This is a genomic window from Pseudomonas sp. CGJS7 (genome assembly GCF_036961695.1).
On the sequence record NZ_JBAMDI010000008.1, the window covers coordinates 37,385 to 54,063 of the forward strand.

11 protein-coding genes are annotated in these 16,679 nt (G+C 63.2%); 5 read left to right on the forward strand and 6 right to left on the reverse strand.

Annotation, left to right across the window (positions count from 1 at the left end):
* Window positions 1-29: 29 nt before the first annotated feature.
* The 3 genes from V7787_RS07395 to V7787_RS07405 are packed head-to-tail and all read right to left on the reverse strand — an operon-like array spanning window position 30 to window position 3,273.
* Window positions 30-1,271 (reverse strand): lipoprotein-releasing ABC transporter permease subunit, encoded by a 1,242-nt coding sequence (locus V7787_RS07395; RefSeq protein ID WP_026031816.1) that lies wholly within the window; start codon window positions 1,269-1,271, stop codon window positions 30-32.
* Between the two features lie 60 nt (window positions 1,272-1,331).
* Window positions 1,332-2,015, reverse strand: a complete 684-nt coding sequence (gene lolD / locus V7787_RS07400; protein WP_172830932.1) for a lipoprotein-releasing ABC transporter ATP-binding protein LolD — start codon at window positions 2,013-2,015, stop codon at window positions 1,332-1,334.
* A gap of 7 nt (window positions 2,016-2,022) precedes the next feature.
* Entirely contained in the window at window positions 2,023-3,273 is a 1,251-nt protein-coding gene (locus V7787_RS07405) for a lipoprotein-releasing ABC transporter permease subunit (protein ID WP_010953141.1), read from the reverse strand.
* Window positions 3,274-3,366: 93 nt separating this feature from the next.
* Here V7787_RS07405 and V7787_RS07410 point away from each other — a divergent pair, with 93 nt between their 5' ends.
* Together V7787_RS07410 and V7787_RS07415 are read left to right on the forward strand one after the other, a co-directional pair.
* On the forward strand, window positions 3,367-3,951 hold the full coding sequence (locus V7787_RS07410) for a PilZ domain-containing protein (RefSeq protein WP_064491085.1): 585 nt from the start codon (window positions 3,367-3,369) through the stop codon (window positions 3,949-3,951).
* Window positions 3,952-3,982: 31 nt separating this feature from the next.
* Window positions 3,983-4,699, forward strand: a complete 717-nt coding sequence (locus V7787_RS07415) for a glycerophosphodiester phosphodiesterase (RefSeq protein WP_003248799.1) — start codon at window positions 3,983-3,985, stop codon at window positions 4,697-4,699.
* A gap of 48 nt (window positions 4,700-4,747) precedes the next feature.
* Here V7787_RS07415 and sthA read toward each other — a convergent pair whose 3' ends face one another.
* The 3 genes from sthA to V7787_RS07430 form a co-directional block, all read right to left on the reverse strand.
* On the reverse strand, window positions 4,748-6,142 hold the full coding sequence (gene sthA / locus V7787_RS07420; protein ID WP_010953139.1) for a Si-specific NAD(P)(+) transhydrogenase: 1,395 nt from the start codon (window positions 6,140-6,142) through the stop codon (window positions 4,748-4,750).
* A gap of 204 nt (window positions 6,143-6,346) precedes the next feature.
* The gene (locus V7787_RS07425) at window positions 6,347-7,345 is read right to left on the reverse strand and encodes an FAD:protein FMN transferase (protein WP_064491086.1); all 999 of its coding nucleotides are present in this window, start codon (window positions 7,343-7,345) and stop codon (window positions 6,347-6,349) included.
* Window positions 7,346-7,525: 180 nt separating this feature from the next.
* Window positions 7,526-8,989, reverse strand: a complete 1,464-nt coding sequence (locus tag V7787_RS07430) for a glyceraldehyde-3-phosphate dehydrogenase (protein ID WP_010953137.1) — start codon at window positions 8,987-8,989, stop codon at window positions 7,526-7,528.
* A 167-nt stretch (window positions 8,990-9,156) separates the two neighbouring features.
* On the opposite strand from V7787_RS07430, the gene mfd reads away from it, so the two are divergent.
* The 3 genes from mfd to V7787_RS07445 are packed head-to-tail and all read left to right on the forward strand — an operon-like array spanning window position 9,157 to window position 16,510.
* Window positions 9,157-12,606: a transcription-repair coupling factor gene (gene mfd / locus V7787_RS07435; protein WP_010953136.1), complete on the forward strand. Its 3,450-nt coding sequence runs from the start codon at window positions 9,157-9,159 to the stop codon at window positions 12,604-12,606.
* 9 nt (window positions 12,607-12,615) lie between these two features.
* A complete protein-coding gene (locus V7787_RS07440; RefSeq protein ID WP_064491087.1) occupies window positions 12,616-13,188 on the forward strand; it encodes a CsiV family protein in 573 nt (190 codons plus the stop codon).
* 4 nt (window positions 13,189-13,192) lie between these two features.
* Window positions 13,193-16,510 (forward strand): DEAD/DEAH box helicase, encoded by a 3,318-nt coding sequence (locus V7787_RS07445; protein WP_081273149.1) that lies wholly within the window; start codon window positions 13,193-13,195, stop codon window positions 16,508-16,510.
* Window positions 16,511-16,679: the final 169 nt, after the last annotated feature.

Sequence of the window (16,679 nt, forward strand, 5' to 3'; positions counted from 1 at the left end):
CTTTACGCCCCCAGGATCTCAGGCAGACATCAAACCGCCAGGCCAATCGCCGGCTGCACCTGCGACGCCCGGTAGGCCGGGTAAATGGTCGCCAGGAAACTCATCACCAGGCCGGCGGTGCAGATGATCGCCACATCTCCCCACTGCAACTGCGACGGCAAGCTGCTGACGAAGTACACATCCGAGGTAAAGATGTGCTGCCCGCTCACCCGCTCCAGCCAGCCGACGATCTGGCTGACATTGAACGCCGCAATCACGCCCAGTACGCCACCAATCAGCGTGCCGACAATGCCGATCAGGCTGCCCTGGACCATGAACGTGCCCATGATCTGCGCCGGCGTGGCGCCCAAGGTACGCAGGATGGCAATGTCCGGCCCCTTGTCGTTCACCACCATCACCAGGGTGGCGATGATATTGAACGCCGCGACCGCGATGATCATCATCAGCAACAGGCCGATCATGGTCTTTTCCATCTTCATGGCGCTGAACAGGCTGCCCTGGGTATGCGACCAGTCATCGGCCCGGTAGGCGTCACCAAGCCCGGCAGCAATTGCCTTGGACACCTGCGGAGCGGCATACAGGTCGTGCAGCTTCAGGCGCACACCTTGCACCTGGCCTGGCGCCCAGCGCTGCATCTCGGCTGCATCAGCAACATGGATATAGGCCTGCGACCCATCCAGCTCGGCGCCGACCTTGAAGATGCCAACCACGGTGAGGCGCTGCATGCGCGGGGTGATGCCACCCGGTTCCTTGCTGATTTCCGGCACGATCAAGGTCAGCTTGTCGCCGGTGTTCAGGCGGAAGCGGCGTGCGGTCAGCTCACCGATGACCACGCCGAATTCACCGGGCTGCAAGCCCTGCAGGCGGCCCTGGACGATGTGCTGGCCAACGATGGAAACCTTGCCCTCCTCGGCCGGGTCGATACCACCCACCTGGATCGGCTGCATGGCGCCCTTGTACGACAGCATGCCTTCCATCTCGGTAATCGGCGCCACCGCCATCACCGCCGGATTCTTCATGGCTGCGTCGGCCACCTTGTGCCAATCGTCCAGCGGCTGCACGCCCAGGATGGCGGCATGCGGTACCAGGCCGAGAATGCGCGAGCTCATTTCGCGCTGGAAGCCGTTCATTACCGACAGCACCACGATCATCGCCAGCACGCCCAGCGACAGGCCGATCATCGAAGTCATCGAAATGAACGAGATGAAGTGGTTGCGACGCTTGGCTCGGGTGTAGCGCGCGCCGATAAAGATGGGCAAGGGTCTGAACATGTACGAAATCACCCAATGGAAACAGGAAAACGGGGCAGCACCTGCCACCCCGGCAGTCGATCAGATGGCCACCAGGTGGCCATCGTCGAGCTTCAGCACACGGTCCATCTGCCGCGCCAGGTTGAGGTCGTGGGTGACCACCAGGAATGCCGTGCGCGAAGCGCTGGACAGCTCCTGCATCAGCTCCTGGATGCCTTGGGCGGTATGGTGGTCGAGGTTACCGGTTGGCTCGTCGAGCATCACCAGGCCGGGGCGGTTGACCAGCGCCCGGGCAATCGCCACGCGCTGGCGTTCGCCGCCGGAAAGCTCGGCCGGCTTGTGGTTCAAGCGGTGGCCCAGGCCTACCCGCTTGAGCAGCGCCTCGGCACGCTCCCGTGCCTCGGGGATGGGCGTCCGGCCGATCAGCAGCGGCATGCACACGTTCTCGATGGCGGTGAATTCCGGCAGCAGATGGTGGAACTGGTAGACAAAGCCCAACTCGCGGTTGCGTAGCAGGCCACGGGCACGCTCGCCCAATGCCGACAACTCTTCGCCAGCCAGCCACACGCTGCCCTGGGTCGGCCGGTCGAGGCCGCCCAGCAGGTTGAGCAAGGTACTCTTGCCCGAGCCGGAACTGCCAACGATGGCCACCCGCTCACCGGCCCGCAGTTCCAGGTTGAGCCCGGACAGCACCTGCACCGACTCCGGGCCCTCGTCGTAGGACTTGCCCAGGTTGCGGCAACTCAGAACGGCTTTATCACTCATGCGCGACTCACTCATAACGTAGCGCCTCTGCAGGCTGGGTGCGGGCCGCACGCCAGGCCGGATACAGGGTGGCGAAGAAACTCAGGACCAGTGCCGCTCCACAGACCATGTACACGTCCTGGGCCAGGATCTGCGACGGCAGGTAATCGATGAAGTACACGTCGGCGTTGAGGAACTTGTGGCCGATCAGTGTCTCGATGCCGGCGATCGCCGCGCTCACGTTCAGTGCCGCGAAGATCCCGACCACGGCGCCGATCAGCGTACCAATCACCCCGATCACCGTGCCCTGGACCATGAAGATGAGCATGATCTGCCCGGGCGTGGCGCCCAGGGTGCGCAGGATGGCGATGTCGCCGCGCTTGTCGTTGACCACCATCACCAGGGTGGAAATGATGTTGAACGCCGCTACCGCCACGATCAGCAGCAACAGCAGGCCGATCATGGCCTTTTCCATACGGATCGCCTGGTACAGGTTGCCGTGGGTACGGGTCCAGTCACGGCTATAGAATTCCTGGTCGCCCAGCTGCTGGGCGATGCTCCAGGCTACGCGCGGCGCCTGGAACAGGTCGTCGAACTTCAGGCGCAGGCCCTGGACCTGGTCGGGCTTCCAGCGGTGCAGGCGGGACAGGTCGCTGATGTTGGTCAGGCCCAGGTAGCCGTCGATCTCCCCCGCGCCAACGTGGAAGGTGCCAACCACGGTGAAGCGCTTCATGCGCGGGAACATGCCGGCGGGCGTCACGCTGACCTCGGGGGCGACGAAGGTGAGCTTGTCGCCGATGGCAACGCCCAGCTTGGCCGCCGCCTTGTCGCCGATCATGATGCCCCACTCGCCCGGCGCCAACTGGTCCAGGCGGCCTTGCAGGACGAAGTTGTCGATGATCGACACCTCGCGCTCGCGAGCGGGGTCGATGCCATTGAGCAGCACCTTCTGCACCTTGCCATCATGGGTCAGCAGGCCCTGCATCTGGGTGAACGGCGCAACCGCTACCACCTGCGGATTCTGCTTTACTTGTTGGGCAAGGGCCTGCCAGTCGGCAATGGGCTGGCCGCTCTCCAGCGTGGCATGAGGAATCATCCCCAACACGCGGGTGCGCATCTCATGGTCGAAACCGTTCATCACCGACAGCACCACGATCATTACCACCACGCCCAGGGCGAGGCCGATCATCGAGGTCAGGGAAATGAACGAGACGAAGTGATTGCGACGTTTGGCACGGGTATAACGCGTGCCGATGAATGCGAAAAGAGGTCTGAACATGTCGGGGCTTGTTCGGATGAAAGGGAACGTCCTTGTGGCGAGGCGCCTACGGCGGCTTTACACTCGGACCACCGCCGCTACCTTGGGTTCGCCATGACGACATTAGACGAAGAAGATCGCCGCGAATACTACCGCATCGAAGATCGGATCGCACTTCAAATAAGCCCCCTTAGCGCGGCCGAAGCCCTTGAACCAGATGTGTTGCAAGATGATTCGCCGCTGTTCAACCTGCTCAGCGAGCTGCACCTGGCCGACTTCGAGTCGCAACACCTGTTGCGCCAGTTAAGCGACAAGGACCGCACCCTCGCCGCGTTCCTGCGGGCACAGAACAAGCGCCTCGACTTGCTCAGCGCGGTGGTTGGGCAAACCCTGCTTGGCGAGGTCGGCGAACCACTGCCGGTGGTCATTTCCGAAGGCGGCGTCGAATCCGTCCACGCCACACAGATTGCCCCCGGTACCCGGGTGAAAGTGAAAATGGTGCTGATGCCGCGCGCCCACGGCCTGCTGCTGCGCGGCAAGGTTACCCATTGCGACCCTCGCCCGGAGGGCGGCTTCGAGGTCGGTACCGAGTTCATCGACATGACCGACGCCCAACGACAACTGCTGGCCCGATACATCCTGCAGCGCCAGCAACAACAACGGCGCCAGCAGCTGGAACTGAACGACCCCGCCTCCTGAGCCAATTTTTCCCTGATTTGAAGGAACGAACGTGACCCTGATCTACGGCCATCGCGGCGCCAAGGGCGAAGCACCCGAGAACACCCTGAAGAGCTTTCAGCAATGCCTGTCCCATGGCGTGACCCGCTGCGAGCTGGACCTGCACTTGTCATCCGACAACGAACTGATGGTCATCCACGACCCCACCCTCAAGCGCACCACGGGCCGGCGCGGCAAAGTGGTCGAGCACCCGGCCGCCGAACTGGTCAAGATCGATGCCCGCAAAGGCGGCCCGGGCCATGTGCAGCCCTGCCCGATCCCGAAACTGGAAGAGCTGTTCGAAAAATGCCCGTTCGAACACTGGCAACTGGAGGTGAAAAGCGCCTCGCGCACCCGCGCGGCCACCACCGTCCTGGCGATCCGTGAACTGGCCCAGCAATATGGCCTGCTGGACAAGGTGACCATCACCTCCAGTTCACGCGAAGTACTGGGCGCCGCCCTGGAACTGGTGCCAGACGTGAAGCGCGGGCTGGTGGCCGAATACGCCTGGCTTGACCCGCTGAAAGTGGCACAGAACTACGGCTGCGAACTGCTGGCATTGAACTGGACGCTGTGCACCCCCGAGCGCCTGCTCAAAGCACAGGGCCAGGGTTTGCATGTGTCGGTGTGGACGGTCAACGAGCCGGCACTGATGCGCCGGCTGGCTGACTTTGGTGTGGACAGCCTGATTACAGACTTTCCCGGTTTGGCCAAGACCACCCTCGGGTAGGGTTGAAATCGGTCTCTCCGACCGGCTCAGGCCACCGGTCGGAGCCGCTCAAAAAAGCCGGTTCAGGCCGTCATAGGCAGCTACCCGATAGGCTTCAGCCATGGTCGGGTAGTTGAACGTGGTGTTGACGAAGTACTTCAGGTTGTTCTGCTCACCTGGCTGGTTCATGATCGCCTGGCCAATGTGGACGATTTCCGAAGCCTGGTAGCCGAAGCAATGCACGCCGAGGATTTCCAGGGTTTCGCGGTGGAACAGGATCTTCAGCATGCCCTGCGGCTCGCCGGCGATCTGCGCACGCGCCATGCTCTTGAAGAAGGCCTTGCCCACTTCGTACGGCACCTTGGCCTGGGTCAGCTCCTGCTCGTTCTTGCCGATCGAGCTGATCTCGGGAATGGTGTAGATACCCGTCGGCACGTCGTTGACGAAGCGCCAGCTGCCGTTATCGACAATGCTGCCAGCGGCCGACCGGCCCTGGTCATGGGCGGCACTGGCCAGGCTTGGCCAGCCGATCACGTCGCCGGCACCGTAGATGTTCGGCACGGTGGTACGGTAGGCCTCGTCGACCTCGATCTGACCACGGCTGTTCACCTTGATGCCGATGTTTTCCAGGCCCAGCTTGTCAGTGTTGCCGGTACGGCCGTTGCACCACAGCAAGGCGTCGGCCTTGATCTTCTTGCCCGACTTGAGGTGCAGGATCACCCCGTTGTCCAGGCCTTCGACGCGCTCGTACTCTTCGTTGTGGCGCACGGTGATGTTGTTGTTGCTGAAGTGGTAGCTCAGCGCCTGGGAAATTTCCGAATCGAGGAAGCTCAGCAGCTGGCCACGGTTGTCAACCAGCTCGACCAATACGCCCAGGCCACTGAAGATCGAAGCGTATTCGCAACCGATCACGCCGGCGCCGTACACGATCAGCTTGCGCGGGGTATGGCTGAGGCTGAGGATGGTGTCGCTGTCGTACACGCGCGGGTGGTGGAAGTCGATGTCGGCCGGGCGGTAGGGGCGCGAGCCGGTCGCGATGATGATGTGCTTGGCGTTGAGCTTCTCGACCACGCCATTCGGGCACACCACTTCCACGGTTTGCTCGTCGGCAAAGCTGCCGGTGCCGACGAACACGTCGACGCGGTTACGGGCATAGTAGCCGGTGCGCGATGCGACCTGCTTGGCGATGACCTTCTCGGCGCTTTTCAGCACGTCCGGGAACGAGAACCAGCGCGGCTCGCCGATGGCACGAAACATCGGGTTGGTGTTGAACTGCATGATCTGCCGCACCGAGTGACGCAGTGCCTTGGACGGAATGGTACCCAAGTGGGTGCAGTTGCCACCGACCTGGCGACGGTCATCGACCATCGCTACCTTGCGCCCTGCTTTGGCGGCGTTCATTGCCGCGCCTTCACCGGCCGGGCCGGAACCCAGCACCACTACGTCGTAGTTGTAGACAGCCATGCGTACTCCTTCAGAACTGGCCCGCAAGCCACGGTCGCTCGCGGGGCACGATCATGCCGCCGGGGCGCCATGAGAAAATTCGGGTGCAGTCTAATCAACCCTGAACGCCGCGCACATTAACCCTTGGTCGCGTCGTAGGCCAATTTTGCCCGCACTACATATGCTTCACCCATTCCCTGGCGGCAATCATCCCTGCTTGTGCTTTCACTGGCCTTTCACTGCCCGTTCGAACGCGGGCGTAGCTCGGGAGACGAAGCCTCCCTCTGCTCGAGTCACCAAAACCGCAGCCAGATCATGCGCCACGGCAAAATCCCAGCCTCGCTGTGGGCCCAGGATGAGCAGCAGCGTCGAATAGCCATCGGCCAGCAGTGCTGAGGCGTCCAGCACCGTAACGGCAGCCAGGTCATGTTCGACCGGGCGCCCGAGGCGGGCATCGAAGGTGTGCGAATAGCGCCGGCCATTCTGCTCGAAATAGTGCCGATAGTCACCCGAGGTTGATACTGAAAGGCTATTGACCGGGATGATCTGGCGGGCGATCTGACGGTCTTCGCGGGGCAGTTCCAGGGCAATACGCCAAGGGCTGCCGTCAGGCTTGCGGCCAACCGCCTTCAGCTCGCCAGTGGCCTCGGCGACAAAACTGCTGACACCCATGGCCTGCAGGCGCGCAGCGATCAAGTCGACAGCATGGCCGGCGACGATGCTGTTGAAGTCGAGCTGCACCGGGGCATCCTTGCACAGGGCTCGACCTTTGACGCGCAAGTGCTGGTAACCCACGCGCTGGCGTACCTGGGCCAGTGCCTGTGGTTCGGGTACCTGCTCGTGACGGGCCTGAGGGCCGAAGCCCCACAAGTCGAGCAATGGCTCTACCGTTAGATCGAAAGCGCCATCGCTCTGCTCGGCAAGGTGCTGGCCCAGGCTGACCAACGCGAGCATGTCAGGCGGCAGGGCCAGGCACTGGCCCGCAGGCAAGCGGTTGAACTGGCTTACGATGGAATCGCCGCGGTAGGTCGAGTAGTGGTGGTCGATTTCGTGCAGGATGGTTTCCACCGCCATCTGCACCTGGGCCGGCAGCGGGCCACCAGGCTCGCGGACGTACTGGATGCTGTAGCTGCTGCCCATGGTCGGGCCACCCAGGCGCTCGAGGGTGGGGCCTTGGTTGCAGGCGGTGAGTAGCAGCAGAATGAACAGTAGGGCTGTGCGCACAGTAGGGTTTCTCGGTTGCCGGTGCTGGCCTCTTCGCGGGTAAACCCACTCCTACAGGGGCAGTCCATAATCCTGTAGGAGCGGGTTTACCCGCGAAAGGGCCGGCACTGACAACACACATTCAGAATAAAAAAAACGGGAACCCGAAGGTTCCCGTTTTTTCATTGCCTTACAAGCGAATCAGCGTGGAAACGCTGGCGGGTTCACACCAGCCATGTCTTCCATCACACGAACCACCTGGCAGCTATAACCGAATTCGTTGTCGTACCAGACGTACAGAACAACGCGGTTGTCGTTGGCGATGGTCGCTTCTGCGTCAACCACACCGGCGTGGCGCGAGCCGACGAAGTCGGTCGAAACCACTTCCTGGGAAGCCACGTAGTCGATCTGCTTGTGCAGCTCCGAGTGCATGGCGGTCTGGCGCAGGTACTCGTTGATCTCGTCGCGGGTGGTGGCCTTTTCCAGGTTCAGGTTCAGGATGGCCATCGAAACGTTCGGCGTCGGGACACGAATGGCGTTGCCGGTCAGCTTGCCCTTGAGCACTGGCAGTGCCTTGGCAGCAGCGGTGGCGGCGCCGGTTTCGGTGATTACCATGTTCAGCGGCGCGGCACGGCCACGGCGGCTGCCCTTGTGGAAGTTGTCGATCAGGTTCTGGTCGTTGGTGAACGAGTGAACGGTTTCGACGTGGCCGTTGACGATGCCGTACTGGTCGTTGATGGCCTTGAGCACCGGCACGATGGCGTTGGTGGTGCAGGAGGCCGCCGAGATGATCTTGTCATCGGCAGTGATATCACCGTGGTTGATACCGTGCACGATGTTCTTCAGCGCGCCCTTGCCAGGTGCGGTGAGGATCACGCGGGCAGCACCCGGGCAGGCCAGGTGCTGGCCCAGGCCGTCGGCGTCACGCCATACGCCGGTGTTGTCGACGATGAGCGCATTGTCGATGCCGTACTGGGTGTAGTCGACTTCGCTCGGGCTCTTGGCGTAGATAACCTGGATCAGGTTGCCGTTGGCAGTGATGGTGTTGTTGGCTTCGTCGATGGTGATGGTGCCATCGAACGGACCATGCACCGAGTCACGGCGCAGCAGGCTGGCACGCTTGACCAGGTCGTTTTCGGCGCCTTTGCGCACGACGATGGCACGCAGACGCAGGCCGTCACCACCACCGGTCTTCTCGATCAGGATGCGCGCCAGCAGGCGGCCGATGCGACCGAAGCCGTACAGGACAACGTCGGTGCCTTTGCGCGCCGAAGCGTTCTGCTGACCGACCACGTCGGCCAGCTCTTCACGGACGAACTGCTCGGCAGTGCGGCCATTGCCTTCCTGCTTGAACTTGTTGGCCAGCTTGCCCAGGTCGACCGATGCGGCGCCCAGTTTCAGCTCGCTCATGGCCTTGAGCAGGGGGAATGTCTCGTGGACGGACAGTTCGGTTTCGTCGGTTTGGCGGTGGCGCGCAAAGCGGTGCGCCTTGAGAATCGAGATAACCGAACGGTTGATCAGGCTGCGGCCATAAATCGAGCTCACCACATTGTTATTGCGGTAGAGCTGACCGATAAGCGGGATCATCGCTTCAGCCAGGGCTTCACGATCAATCCACTCACCAAGACACTGGTCGGGCTTCTGAGTCACGGGAACCTTCCACATGTAGGGACAGAAAAAAGGGGCTACATTATGACGCCCCAACGCGGAACCGGCAATGAGTGCCTGTCGCAGTGACGCAAGCCAGTGTTCATGCCCTTTCGAGCCTGACAGCCGGCACTGTCACCGGTACAATCGGTCTCTTTGCCGCAACGCTTGGAGTGCAATCTCCCGTGTCAGTTCTGCGCCTACCGCAAATGTCGGCCACGGCCGGCAAACAAACCTGGGGCAACCTGCCCGGTGCCGCCCTCAGCCTTGCCATCGCCGAAGCCGCCAGCAGCGCTGGCCGCTTCACCCTGCTGCTGACGGCCGACAGCCAGGCCGCCGACCGTCTGGAGCAGGAGCTGCGCTTCTTTGCCCCGGACCTGCCCGTGCTGCCGTTCCCCGACTGGGAAACCCTGCCCTACGACCTGTTCTCGCCGCACCAGGACATCATCTCCCAGCGCATCGCCAGCCTGTACCGCCTGCCGGAGCTGAGCCACGGCATCCTCGTGGTGCCGATCACCACCGCCCTGCACCGCCTGGCGCCCACGCGTTTTCTGCTGGGCAGCAGCCTGGTGCTGGATGTGGGCCAGACCATCGACGTGGAACAGATGCGCCTGCGCCTGGAGGCCAGCGGTTATCGTTGTGTCGACACCGTCTACGAGCATGGCGAGTTCGCCGTGCGCGGCGCGCTGATCGACCTGTTCCCGATGGGCAGCAAACTGCCCTACCGCATCGACCTGTTCGATAACGAGATCGAGACGCTGCGCACCTTCGACCCCGAGACCCAGCGCTCGATCGACAAGGTGGATTCGGTGCGCCTGCTGCCAGCACGCGAATTCCCGATGCAGAAGGAAGAAGTGACCCGCTTCAAGGCACGCTTTCGCGAGCGCTTCGACGTCGACTTCCGCCGCAGTGCAATCTTCCAGGACCTGGCCAGCGGCATCATCCCCGCCGGTATCGAGTACTACCTGCCGCTGTTCTTCGAAGAAACCTCGACCCTGTTCGACTACCTGCCGACCGACACCCAGGTGTTCTCGCTACCCGGTGTGGAACAGGCCGCCGAGCACTTCTGGAACGACGTGCGCGGGCGTTATGAAGACCGCCGCGGCGACCTCAGCCGGCCGCTGTTGCCGCCGGCCGAGCTGTTCCTGCCGGTGGAAGATTGCTTCGCCCGGCTCAAGCAGTGGCCCCGGGTGGTGGTCAGCAGCGAAGAGCTGGAGCCTGGCGTGGGCCGCGAGCGCTTCCCGGCGCGCGCCCTGCCCAACCTGGCCATCGAGGCCAAGGCCAACCAGCCGCTGGCCGAGCTGGCCAACTTCCTCGACCAGTTCCCCGGCCGCGTGCTCTTCACTGCCGAATCAGCGGGCCGCCGGGAAGTGCTGCTGGAACTGCTCGAACGGCTGAAGCTGCGCCCGCATACCGTCGAAGGCTGGGACGACTTCATTACCGGTGCCGAGCGCCTGGCGATCACCATCGCCCCACTGGACGACGGCCTGCTGCTGGACGATCCAGGGTTGGCCCTGATTGCCGAAAGCCCACTGTTCGGCCAGCGGGTGATGCAGCGCCGGCGCCGTGACAAGCGCGGCGAAACCGCCAACGACGCGGTCATCAAGAACCTCACCGAGCTGCGCGAAGGTGCGCCGGTGGTGCACATCGACCATGGCGTCGGCCGCTACCTGGGCCTGGCCACCCTGGAAATCGACGGCCAGGCTGCCGAATTCCTGACGCTGGAATACGCCGAGAACGCCAAGCTGTATGTGCCGGTGGCCAACCTGCACCTGATCGCCCGCTACACCGGCAGCGATGACGCCCTGGCACCGCTGCACCGGCTAGGTTCGGAGGCCTGGCAGAAGGCCAAGCGCAAGGCCGCCGAACAGGTCCGCGACGTGGCCGCCGAACTGCTCGACATCTATGCTCGCCGCGCCGCGCGCAAGGGCTACGCGTTTGCCGACCCGTCGGCTGACTATGCCACCTTCAGCGCCGGCTTCCCGTTCGAGGAAACCCCGGACCAGCAGGCCGCCATCGAGGCCGTGCGCGCCGACATGCTGGCCCCCAAGCCAATGGACCGCCTGGTCTGCGGCGACGTGGGCTTCGGCAAGACCGAAGTGGCCATGCGCGCGGCGTTCATCGCCGTGCACAGTGGCCGCCAGGTGGCCGTGCTGGTGCCCACCACCCTGCTTGCCCAGCAGCATTACAACAGCTTCCGCGACCGCTTTGCCGACTGGCCCGTGACCGTGGAAGTGATGAGCCGCTTCAAGTCGGCCAAGGAAGTGGCCGCCGCCGCCGCGGACCTTGCCGAAGGCAAGATCGACATCCTCATCGGCACCCACAAGCTGCTGCAGGACGACGTGCGCTTCAAAGACCTGGGCCTGGCCATCATCGATGAAGAGCACCGCTTTGGCGTGCGCCAGAAAGAACAGCTGAAGGCGCTGCGCAGCGAGGTCGATATCCTCACCCTGACCGCCACGCCGATTCCGCGCACGCTGAACATGGCGGTGGCGGGCATGCGCGACCTGTCGATCATCGCCACGCCGCCAGCACGCCGCCTGTCGGTGCGCACCTTCGTCATGGAACAGAACAAGAGCACGGTCAAGGAGGCGCTGCTGCGCGAACTGTTGCGCGGTGGCCAGGTGTACTACCTGCACAACGATGTGAAAACCATCGAAAAATGCGCCGCCGACCTTGCCGAGCTAGTGCCCGAGGCACGCATCGGCATCGGCCACGGGCAAATGCGCGAACGCGAGCTGGAACAGGTGATGAGCGATTTCTACCACAAGCGTTTCAACGTGCTGGTGGCCTCGACCATTATCGAAACCGGTATCGACGTGCCCAGCGCCAACACCATCGTCATCGAGCGCGCCGACAAGTTCGGCCTGGCCCAACTGCACCAGCTGCGTGGCCGGGTTGGCCGTAGCCACCACCAAGCCTACGCCTACCTGCTTACACCTACCCGTCAGAAGGTGAGCGCCGACGCCGAAAAGCGTCTGGAGGCGATCGCCAACACGCAAGACCTTGGCGCAGGCTTTGTGCTGGCCACCAACGACCTGGAAATCCGCGGTGCCGGCGAGCTGCTGGGCGAAGGCCAGAGCGGGCAGATCCAGGCAGTGGGCTTCACCCTGTACATGGAAATGCTCGAACGTGCGGTCAAGGCAATCCGTAAAGGTACCCAGCCGAACCTTGAGCAACCACTGGGCGGCGGCCCGGAGATCAACCTGCGCCTGCCGGCACTGATCCCCGAGGACTACCTGCCTGACGTGCATGCGCGCCTGATCCTGTACAAACGCATTGCCTCGGCTGCCGACGAAGAAGGCCTCAAGGACTTGCAGGTGGAGATGATCGACCGCTTCGGCTTGTTGCCAGAGCCGACCAAGAACCTGATGCGCCTGACGTCACTCAAGCTGCACGCGGAAAAGCTCGGCATCAAGAAAGTCGATGCAGGGCCCAACGGTGGCAAGCTCGAGTTCGAAGCCGAAACACCGGTCGACCCACTGACCCTGATCAAGCTGATCCAGGGTCAGCCCAAACGTTACAAGTTCGAAGGGGCCACCCAGTTCCGCTTCCTGGTACCGATGGAACGCCCCGACGAACGTTTCAATACCCTGGAGGCGCTGTTCGAGCGCCTGACCCCACAGCCTGCCTAAGGAAGACTCATGCGTGCCATCCGTTGCCTGACCCTGCTGCTGGCGCTGTTCGCCCCAGCTGCCTTCGCCGAAGGCCTGTATCAGGTAGAAATGATTCTGGTGCGGCAGAACAGCGTGCCCGCCTTCACCAGCCCGTTCGCCCCCGAAGACTGGAGCGCTGGCGCCCCACGCCTGGCGAAAGATGCCGAGCGCCCCCCAACACTGGAAGATGAAGCCACCCGCCTGGAAGCCACCGCCGACTACACGGTGCTGATGCACAAGGCCTGGCAACAGCAGGTGGGCAGCGAACCCAGCCGCATCGCCCTGGGCGAAGGCACCGAACAGTTCGGGCACTTCCCGATCGAAGGCAACCTGAGCATCGCTGAAGGCCGCTTCATCACCGTCGAGGCCAACTTCTGGGTCAACCAGCTGGATGGCAACGGCAGCGTGCTGCAAAGCGAGCAGTTCAGGCAGAGCAACAGCAACGTCAAGGGCGGCCAGCTGACCTTTCTCGACGGCGGGCACCTGGCGGTGCTGCTGAAGGTGACCCCACCAGGCACGCCGAAAATGCCGGTGATGGACCCGGAGATGATGGAGCAGTAAGCCCATGAAGGACGATGCCGCCGAAATGGTGAACGCCTATCCGAACTGGATTCAATCGTTCAGCAAAGCTGCCCTGCAGCGCGGTGAGCGCTATGCCGAGGAAGGCAGGGCCGAACTGGAAGGCATTCATGGGCCAACCATAACGGCCAGTTGCCAAGGGAGCGGCAGCAACCACTACCGGCAACACATCAAATTGCACGTAGCGGGCGGCCGCTGCCATGTGCGCGGTGACTGCGATTGCCCGGTACGGCAAAACTGCAAGCATTGCGCCGCTGTCCTTTTCTGCGTCAGCGAGCGATTTTCCAGCAGTAAGGACACGCAAGCCAACCCGGGCGCCTTGTCTGCCGAACTGCAGCACTGGTTGAGCGGCCTGGAGCAGGCCCCGCCCAAAGCCGACGCTACCGAAGACAAACGCGGGCGCATGGTGTGCTATCAGCTGCAACTTACCGACGATGCCGGCTGCGCCCTGCTTGTGCGCAAGGGCACGCGAACGGAGGACGGCATCCGCTTCAGCCGCGTCCAGTCCCTTTACGATTTTCTCTACGAGCCACCGCGCTTCGTAACAGACGAAGACATCCGCATTCTGCGCCTGCTCTCGGCCCTGAATCAGGGCGGCGGCCAGGATCGCGGCTACCGACTGAAGGGCCATGAAGGTGGCGAGCTGTTCCAGCGCGCCCTCGAAACCGGCCGAATGTTCTTCGATACCGACCTCCCCCTGCTGCATGAAGGCCCGGTGCGTCACGCCGAGTTTCGCTGGGTACGCCTGGACAACGGAAATTACCGGGGGCGGTGGTACAGCGGCGAAGCGATGCTGCGCTGCGTCATCCCGCTGCTGCCGCTTTACTACCTGGACCTGCCAACCCGTGAAGTGGGCAAGGTCGAGCACAGCCTGGATCCGCACGTCGCCGTGCAGCTGACTATTGCACCCGATGTACCGGAACACCTGGTCGTACCCCTGAGCCACAAGCTCAATGCCCTCAGCCACAAGGTGCCGACCCCGACGCAAGTGCAGGAGCAGTTGCTCGATAACATCCAGCCAAAGCCCCTTCTTGCTCTCGGCAGCCTTGAATACACCGCCTACATGCCAAAAACCGGTCGCATGCAACGGCAGATGCAACATCGCGCCGCATTGGCGTTCGATTATGACGGTTTGCAGGCCAGCGGCACCGACGAAAAGCCGCTGACCCGCCTGGCAGGCAGCACCAGCCAGCGCATTCGCCGCCAGCCTCAAGCCGAGCAGACGCTGCGCCAGATGCTGCGCGATTTCGGCTTCAAACCCGCTACACGGCAGAGCAAGGCCCTACCCGACAGCGCCGGCGAAATGTACCAGTTGCCTGACGACGAAGCCTGGCTGCGCTTTGCCCGCGAGGGCCTGCCACGCCTGCGCGAAGCCGGTTGGGACATCGACATTCACCGCGACTTCGCCTTCAACCTGCAGGAGGTGGACGACTGGTATGCAACCATCGACGAAGCGCCCGGCCATGAATGGTTCGACCTGGAATTAGGCATCGTGGTCGATGGCCAGCGCCACAGCCTGCTGCCGATCGTGTTGCACCTGCTGCGCAGCAGCCCGGAGCTGCTACGCCCCAGCGAACTGGCCCGGCGCAGCGATGATGAACATCTGCTGATCGACCTCAACCGCGGCCGTCTCGATGCCCCGGCTTTGCGCGTCGCCCTGCCCTACGGCCGCATCAAGGCAGTCATGGGCACCCTGGGCGAGCTGTACCTGCACGAGGACACGGCAGGCCCGTCCCTGCGCATGGAGCGTGCCGACGCCGCGCGCCTGAACGAAATCGAAGGCCTGCCCCTGCACTGGGAAGGTGGCGAGCACGTGCGCGACCTGGGCCGCCGCTTGCGCGATGCCCGCGACCTGCAGGTAGAACCGCCCATCGGGCTGCAGGCCAGCTTGCGCCCTTATCAGCAGCAAGGCCTGAACTGGCTGCAGGCCCTGCGCGAGATGGGTACCGGCGGCATCCTCGGCGACGACATGGGCCTGGGCAAGACCCTGCAGGCCTTGGCCCATCTGCTGCTGGAGAAACAGTCCGGGCGCCTGAGTGCACCGGCCCTGGCAGTCATGCCGACCAGCCTCATTCCCAACTGGCTGGACGAAGCCCAGCGCTTCGCCCCCGACCTGCGCGTCCTGGCACTGCATGGACCGGGGCGCAGCAAGCACTTCACCAAGCTGCATGAGTACGATCTGGTCCTGACCACTTACGCCCTGATGCCGCGCGACCTCGAACAGCTGCGCCCCCAGGCCTGGCACGTGCTGATACTGGACGAGGCGCAAAACATCAAGAGCAGCAGCAGCAAGGCTGCCCTCGCCGTCTGCGAGCTACAGGCCGGGCAGCGTTTGTGCCTGACCGGCACGCCGATGGAAAACAACCTGGGCGAGCTGTGGTCGATCTTCCACTTCCTGATGCCCGGCTGGCTGGGCGACCTGAAGCGCTTCAACCAGGATTACCGCAACCCGATCGAACGCCACGGTGACAGCGAGCGCATGGCCCACCTGGCCAGCCGCATCCGGCCGTTCCTGCTGCGCCGCACCAAGGAGCAGGTGGCCACAGAACTGCCGGCCAAGACCGAGATGGTGCACTGGGTCGAGCTCAGTGATGCCCAGCGCGATACATATGAAGCCGTGCGAGTGGCCATGGACCAGAAAGTCCGCGACGAAATCGCCCGCAATGGCGCCGCACGCAGCCAGATCGTGATCCTCGACGCGTTGCTCAAGCTGCGCCAGGTATGCTGTGACCTGCGCCTGGTCAAGGGGGTAGAAAGCAAAGGCAACCAGGCCGACAAGGGCAAGCTGGGTGCGCTGCTGGAAATGCTCGAAGAACTGCTCAGCGAAGGGCGTCGGGTGTTGTTGTTCTCACAGTTCACCTCGATGCTGGCGCTGATCGAGCAGGAGCTTGAGAAGCGCAAAATCCGCTACAGCCTGCTGACCGGCGACACTCGCGACCGTCGCACGCCAGTGCAGCAGTTCCAGCAAGGTGAAAGCGAAGTGTTCCTGATCAGCCTCAAGGCTGGGGGCGTAGGCTTGAACCTGACGGCGGCGGACACCGTGATCCACTTCGACCCCTGGTGGAACCCGGCCAGCGAAAACCAGGCTACCGACCGTGCCTACCGCATCGGCCAGGACAAGCCGGTGTTCGTGTTCAAGCTGATTACCCGGGGTACGGTGGAAGAGAAGATCCAGTTGTTGCAGCAGGAAAAGGCAGCACTGGCAGCCAGCCTGCTGGACGGCGGGCAGGCTGGACAATGGCGGCTTGGCGATGAAGAAATCGAGGCCCTGTTTGCGCCATTGCCCGGGAAGCGCGGGCGGTAGGCCAAAGGGGGATAGAGCGTAGGAGCGGGTTCACCCGCGAATGGGCCGGCCCTGCTGGCCAATCTCCACCTGCCGCTCACCGTTGCCGCCGCTACCGTATTCGCGGGTAAACCCGCTCCTACAACGGATCAGGGGTGGACACAGGTCGGTGGTTGGGCACAGGCCGCGT

Bases quoted from the DNA above. Each gene is read 5' to 3' on its own strand.
- V7787_RS07395 (WP_026031816.1), bottom strand. From the start codon at position 1,271: ATGTTCAGACCCTTGCCCATCTTTATCGGCGCGCGCTACACCCGAGCC.
- lolD (WP_172830932.1), bottom strand. From the start codon at position 2,015: ATGAGTGATAAAGCCGTTCTGAGTTGCCGCAACCTGGGCAAGTCCTAC.
- V7787_RS07405 (WP_010953141.1), bottom strand. From the start codon at position 3,273: ATGTTCAGACCTCTTTTCGCATTCATCGGCACGCGTTATACCCGTGCC.
- V7787_RS07410 (WP_064491085.1), top strand. From the start codon at position 3,367: ATGACGACATTAGACGAAGAAGATCGCCGCGAATACTACCGCATCGAA.
- sthA (WP_010953139.1), bottom strand. From the start codon at position 6,142: ATGGCTGTCTACAACTACGACGTAGTGGTGCTGGGTTCCGGCCCGGCC.
- V7787_RS07430 (WP_010953137.1), bottom strand. From the start codon at position 8,989: ATGTGGAAGGTTCCCGTGACTCAGAAGCCCGACCAGTGTCTTGGTGAG.
- V7787_RS07440 (WP_064491087.1), top strand. From the start codon at position 12,616: ATGCGTGCCATCCGTTGCCTGACCCTGCTGCTGGCGCTGTTCGCCCCA.
- V7787_RS07445 (WP_081273149.1), top strand. From the start codon at position 13,193: ATGAAGGACGATGCCGCCGAAATGGTGAACGCCTATCCGAACTGGATT.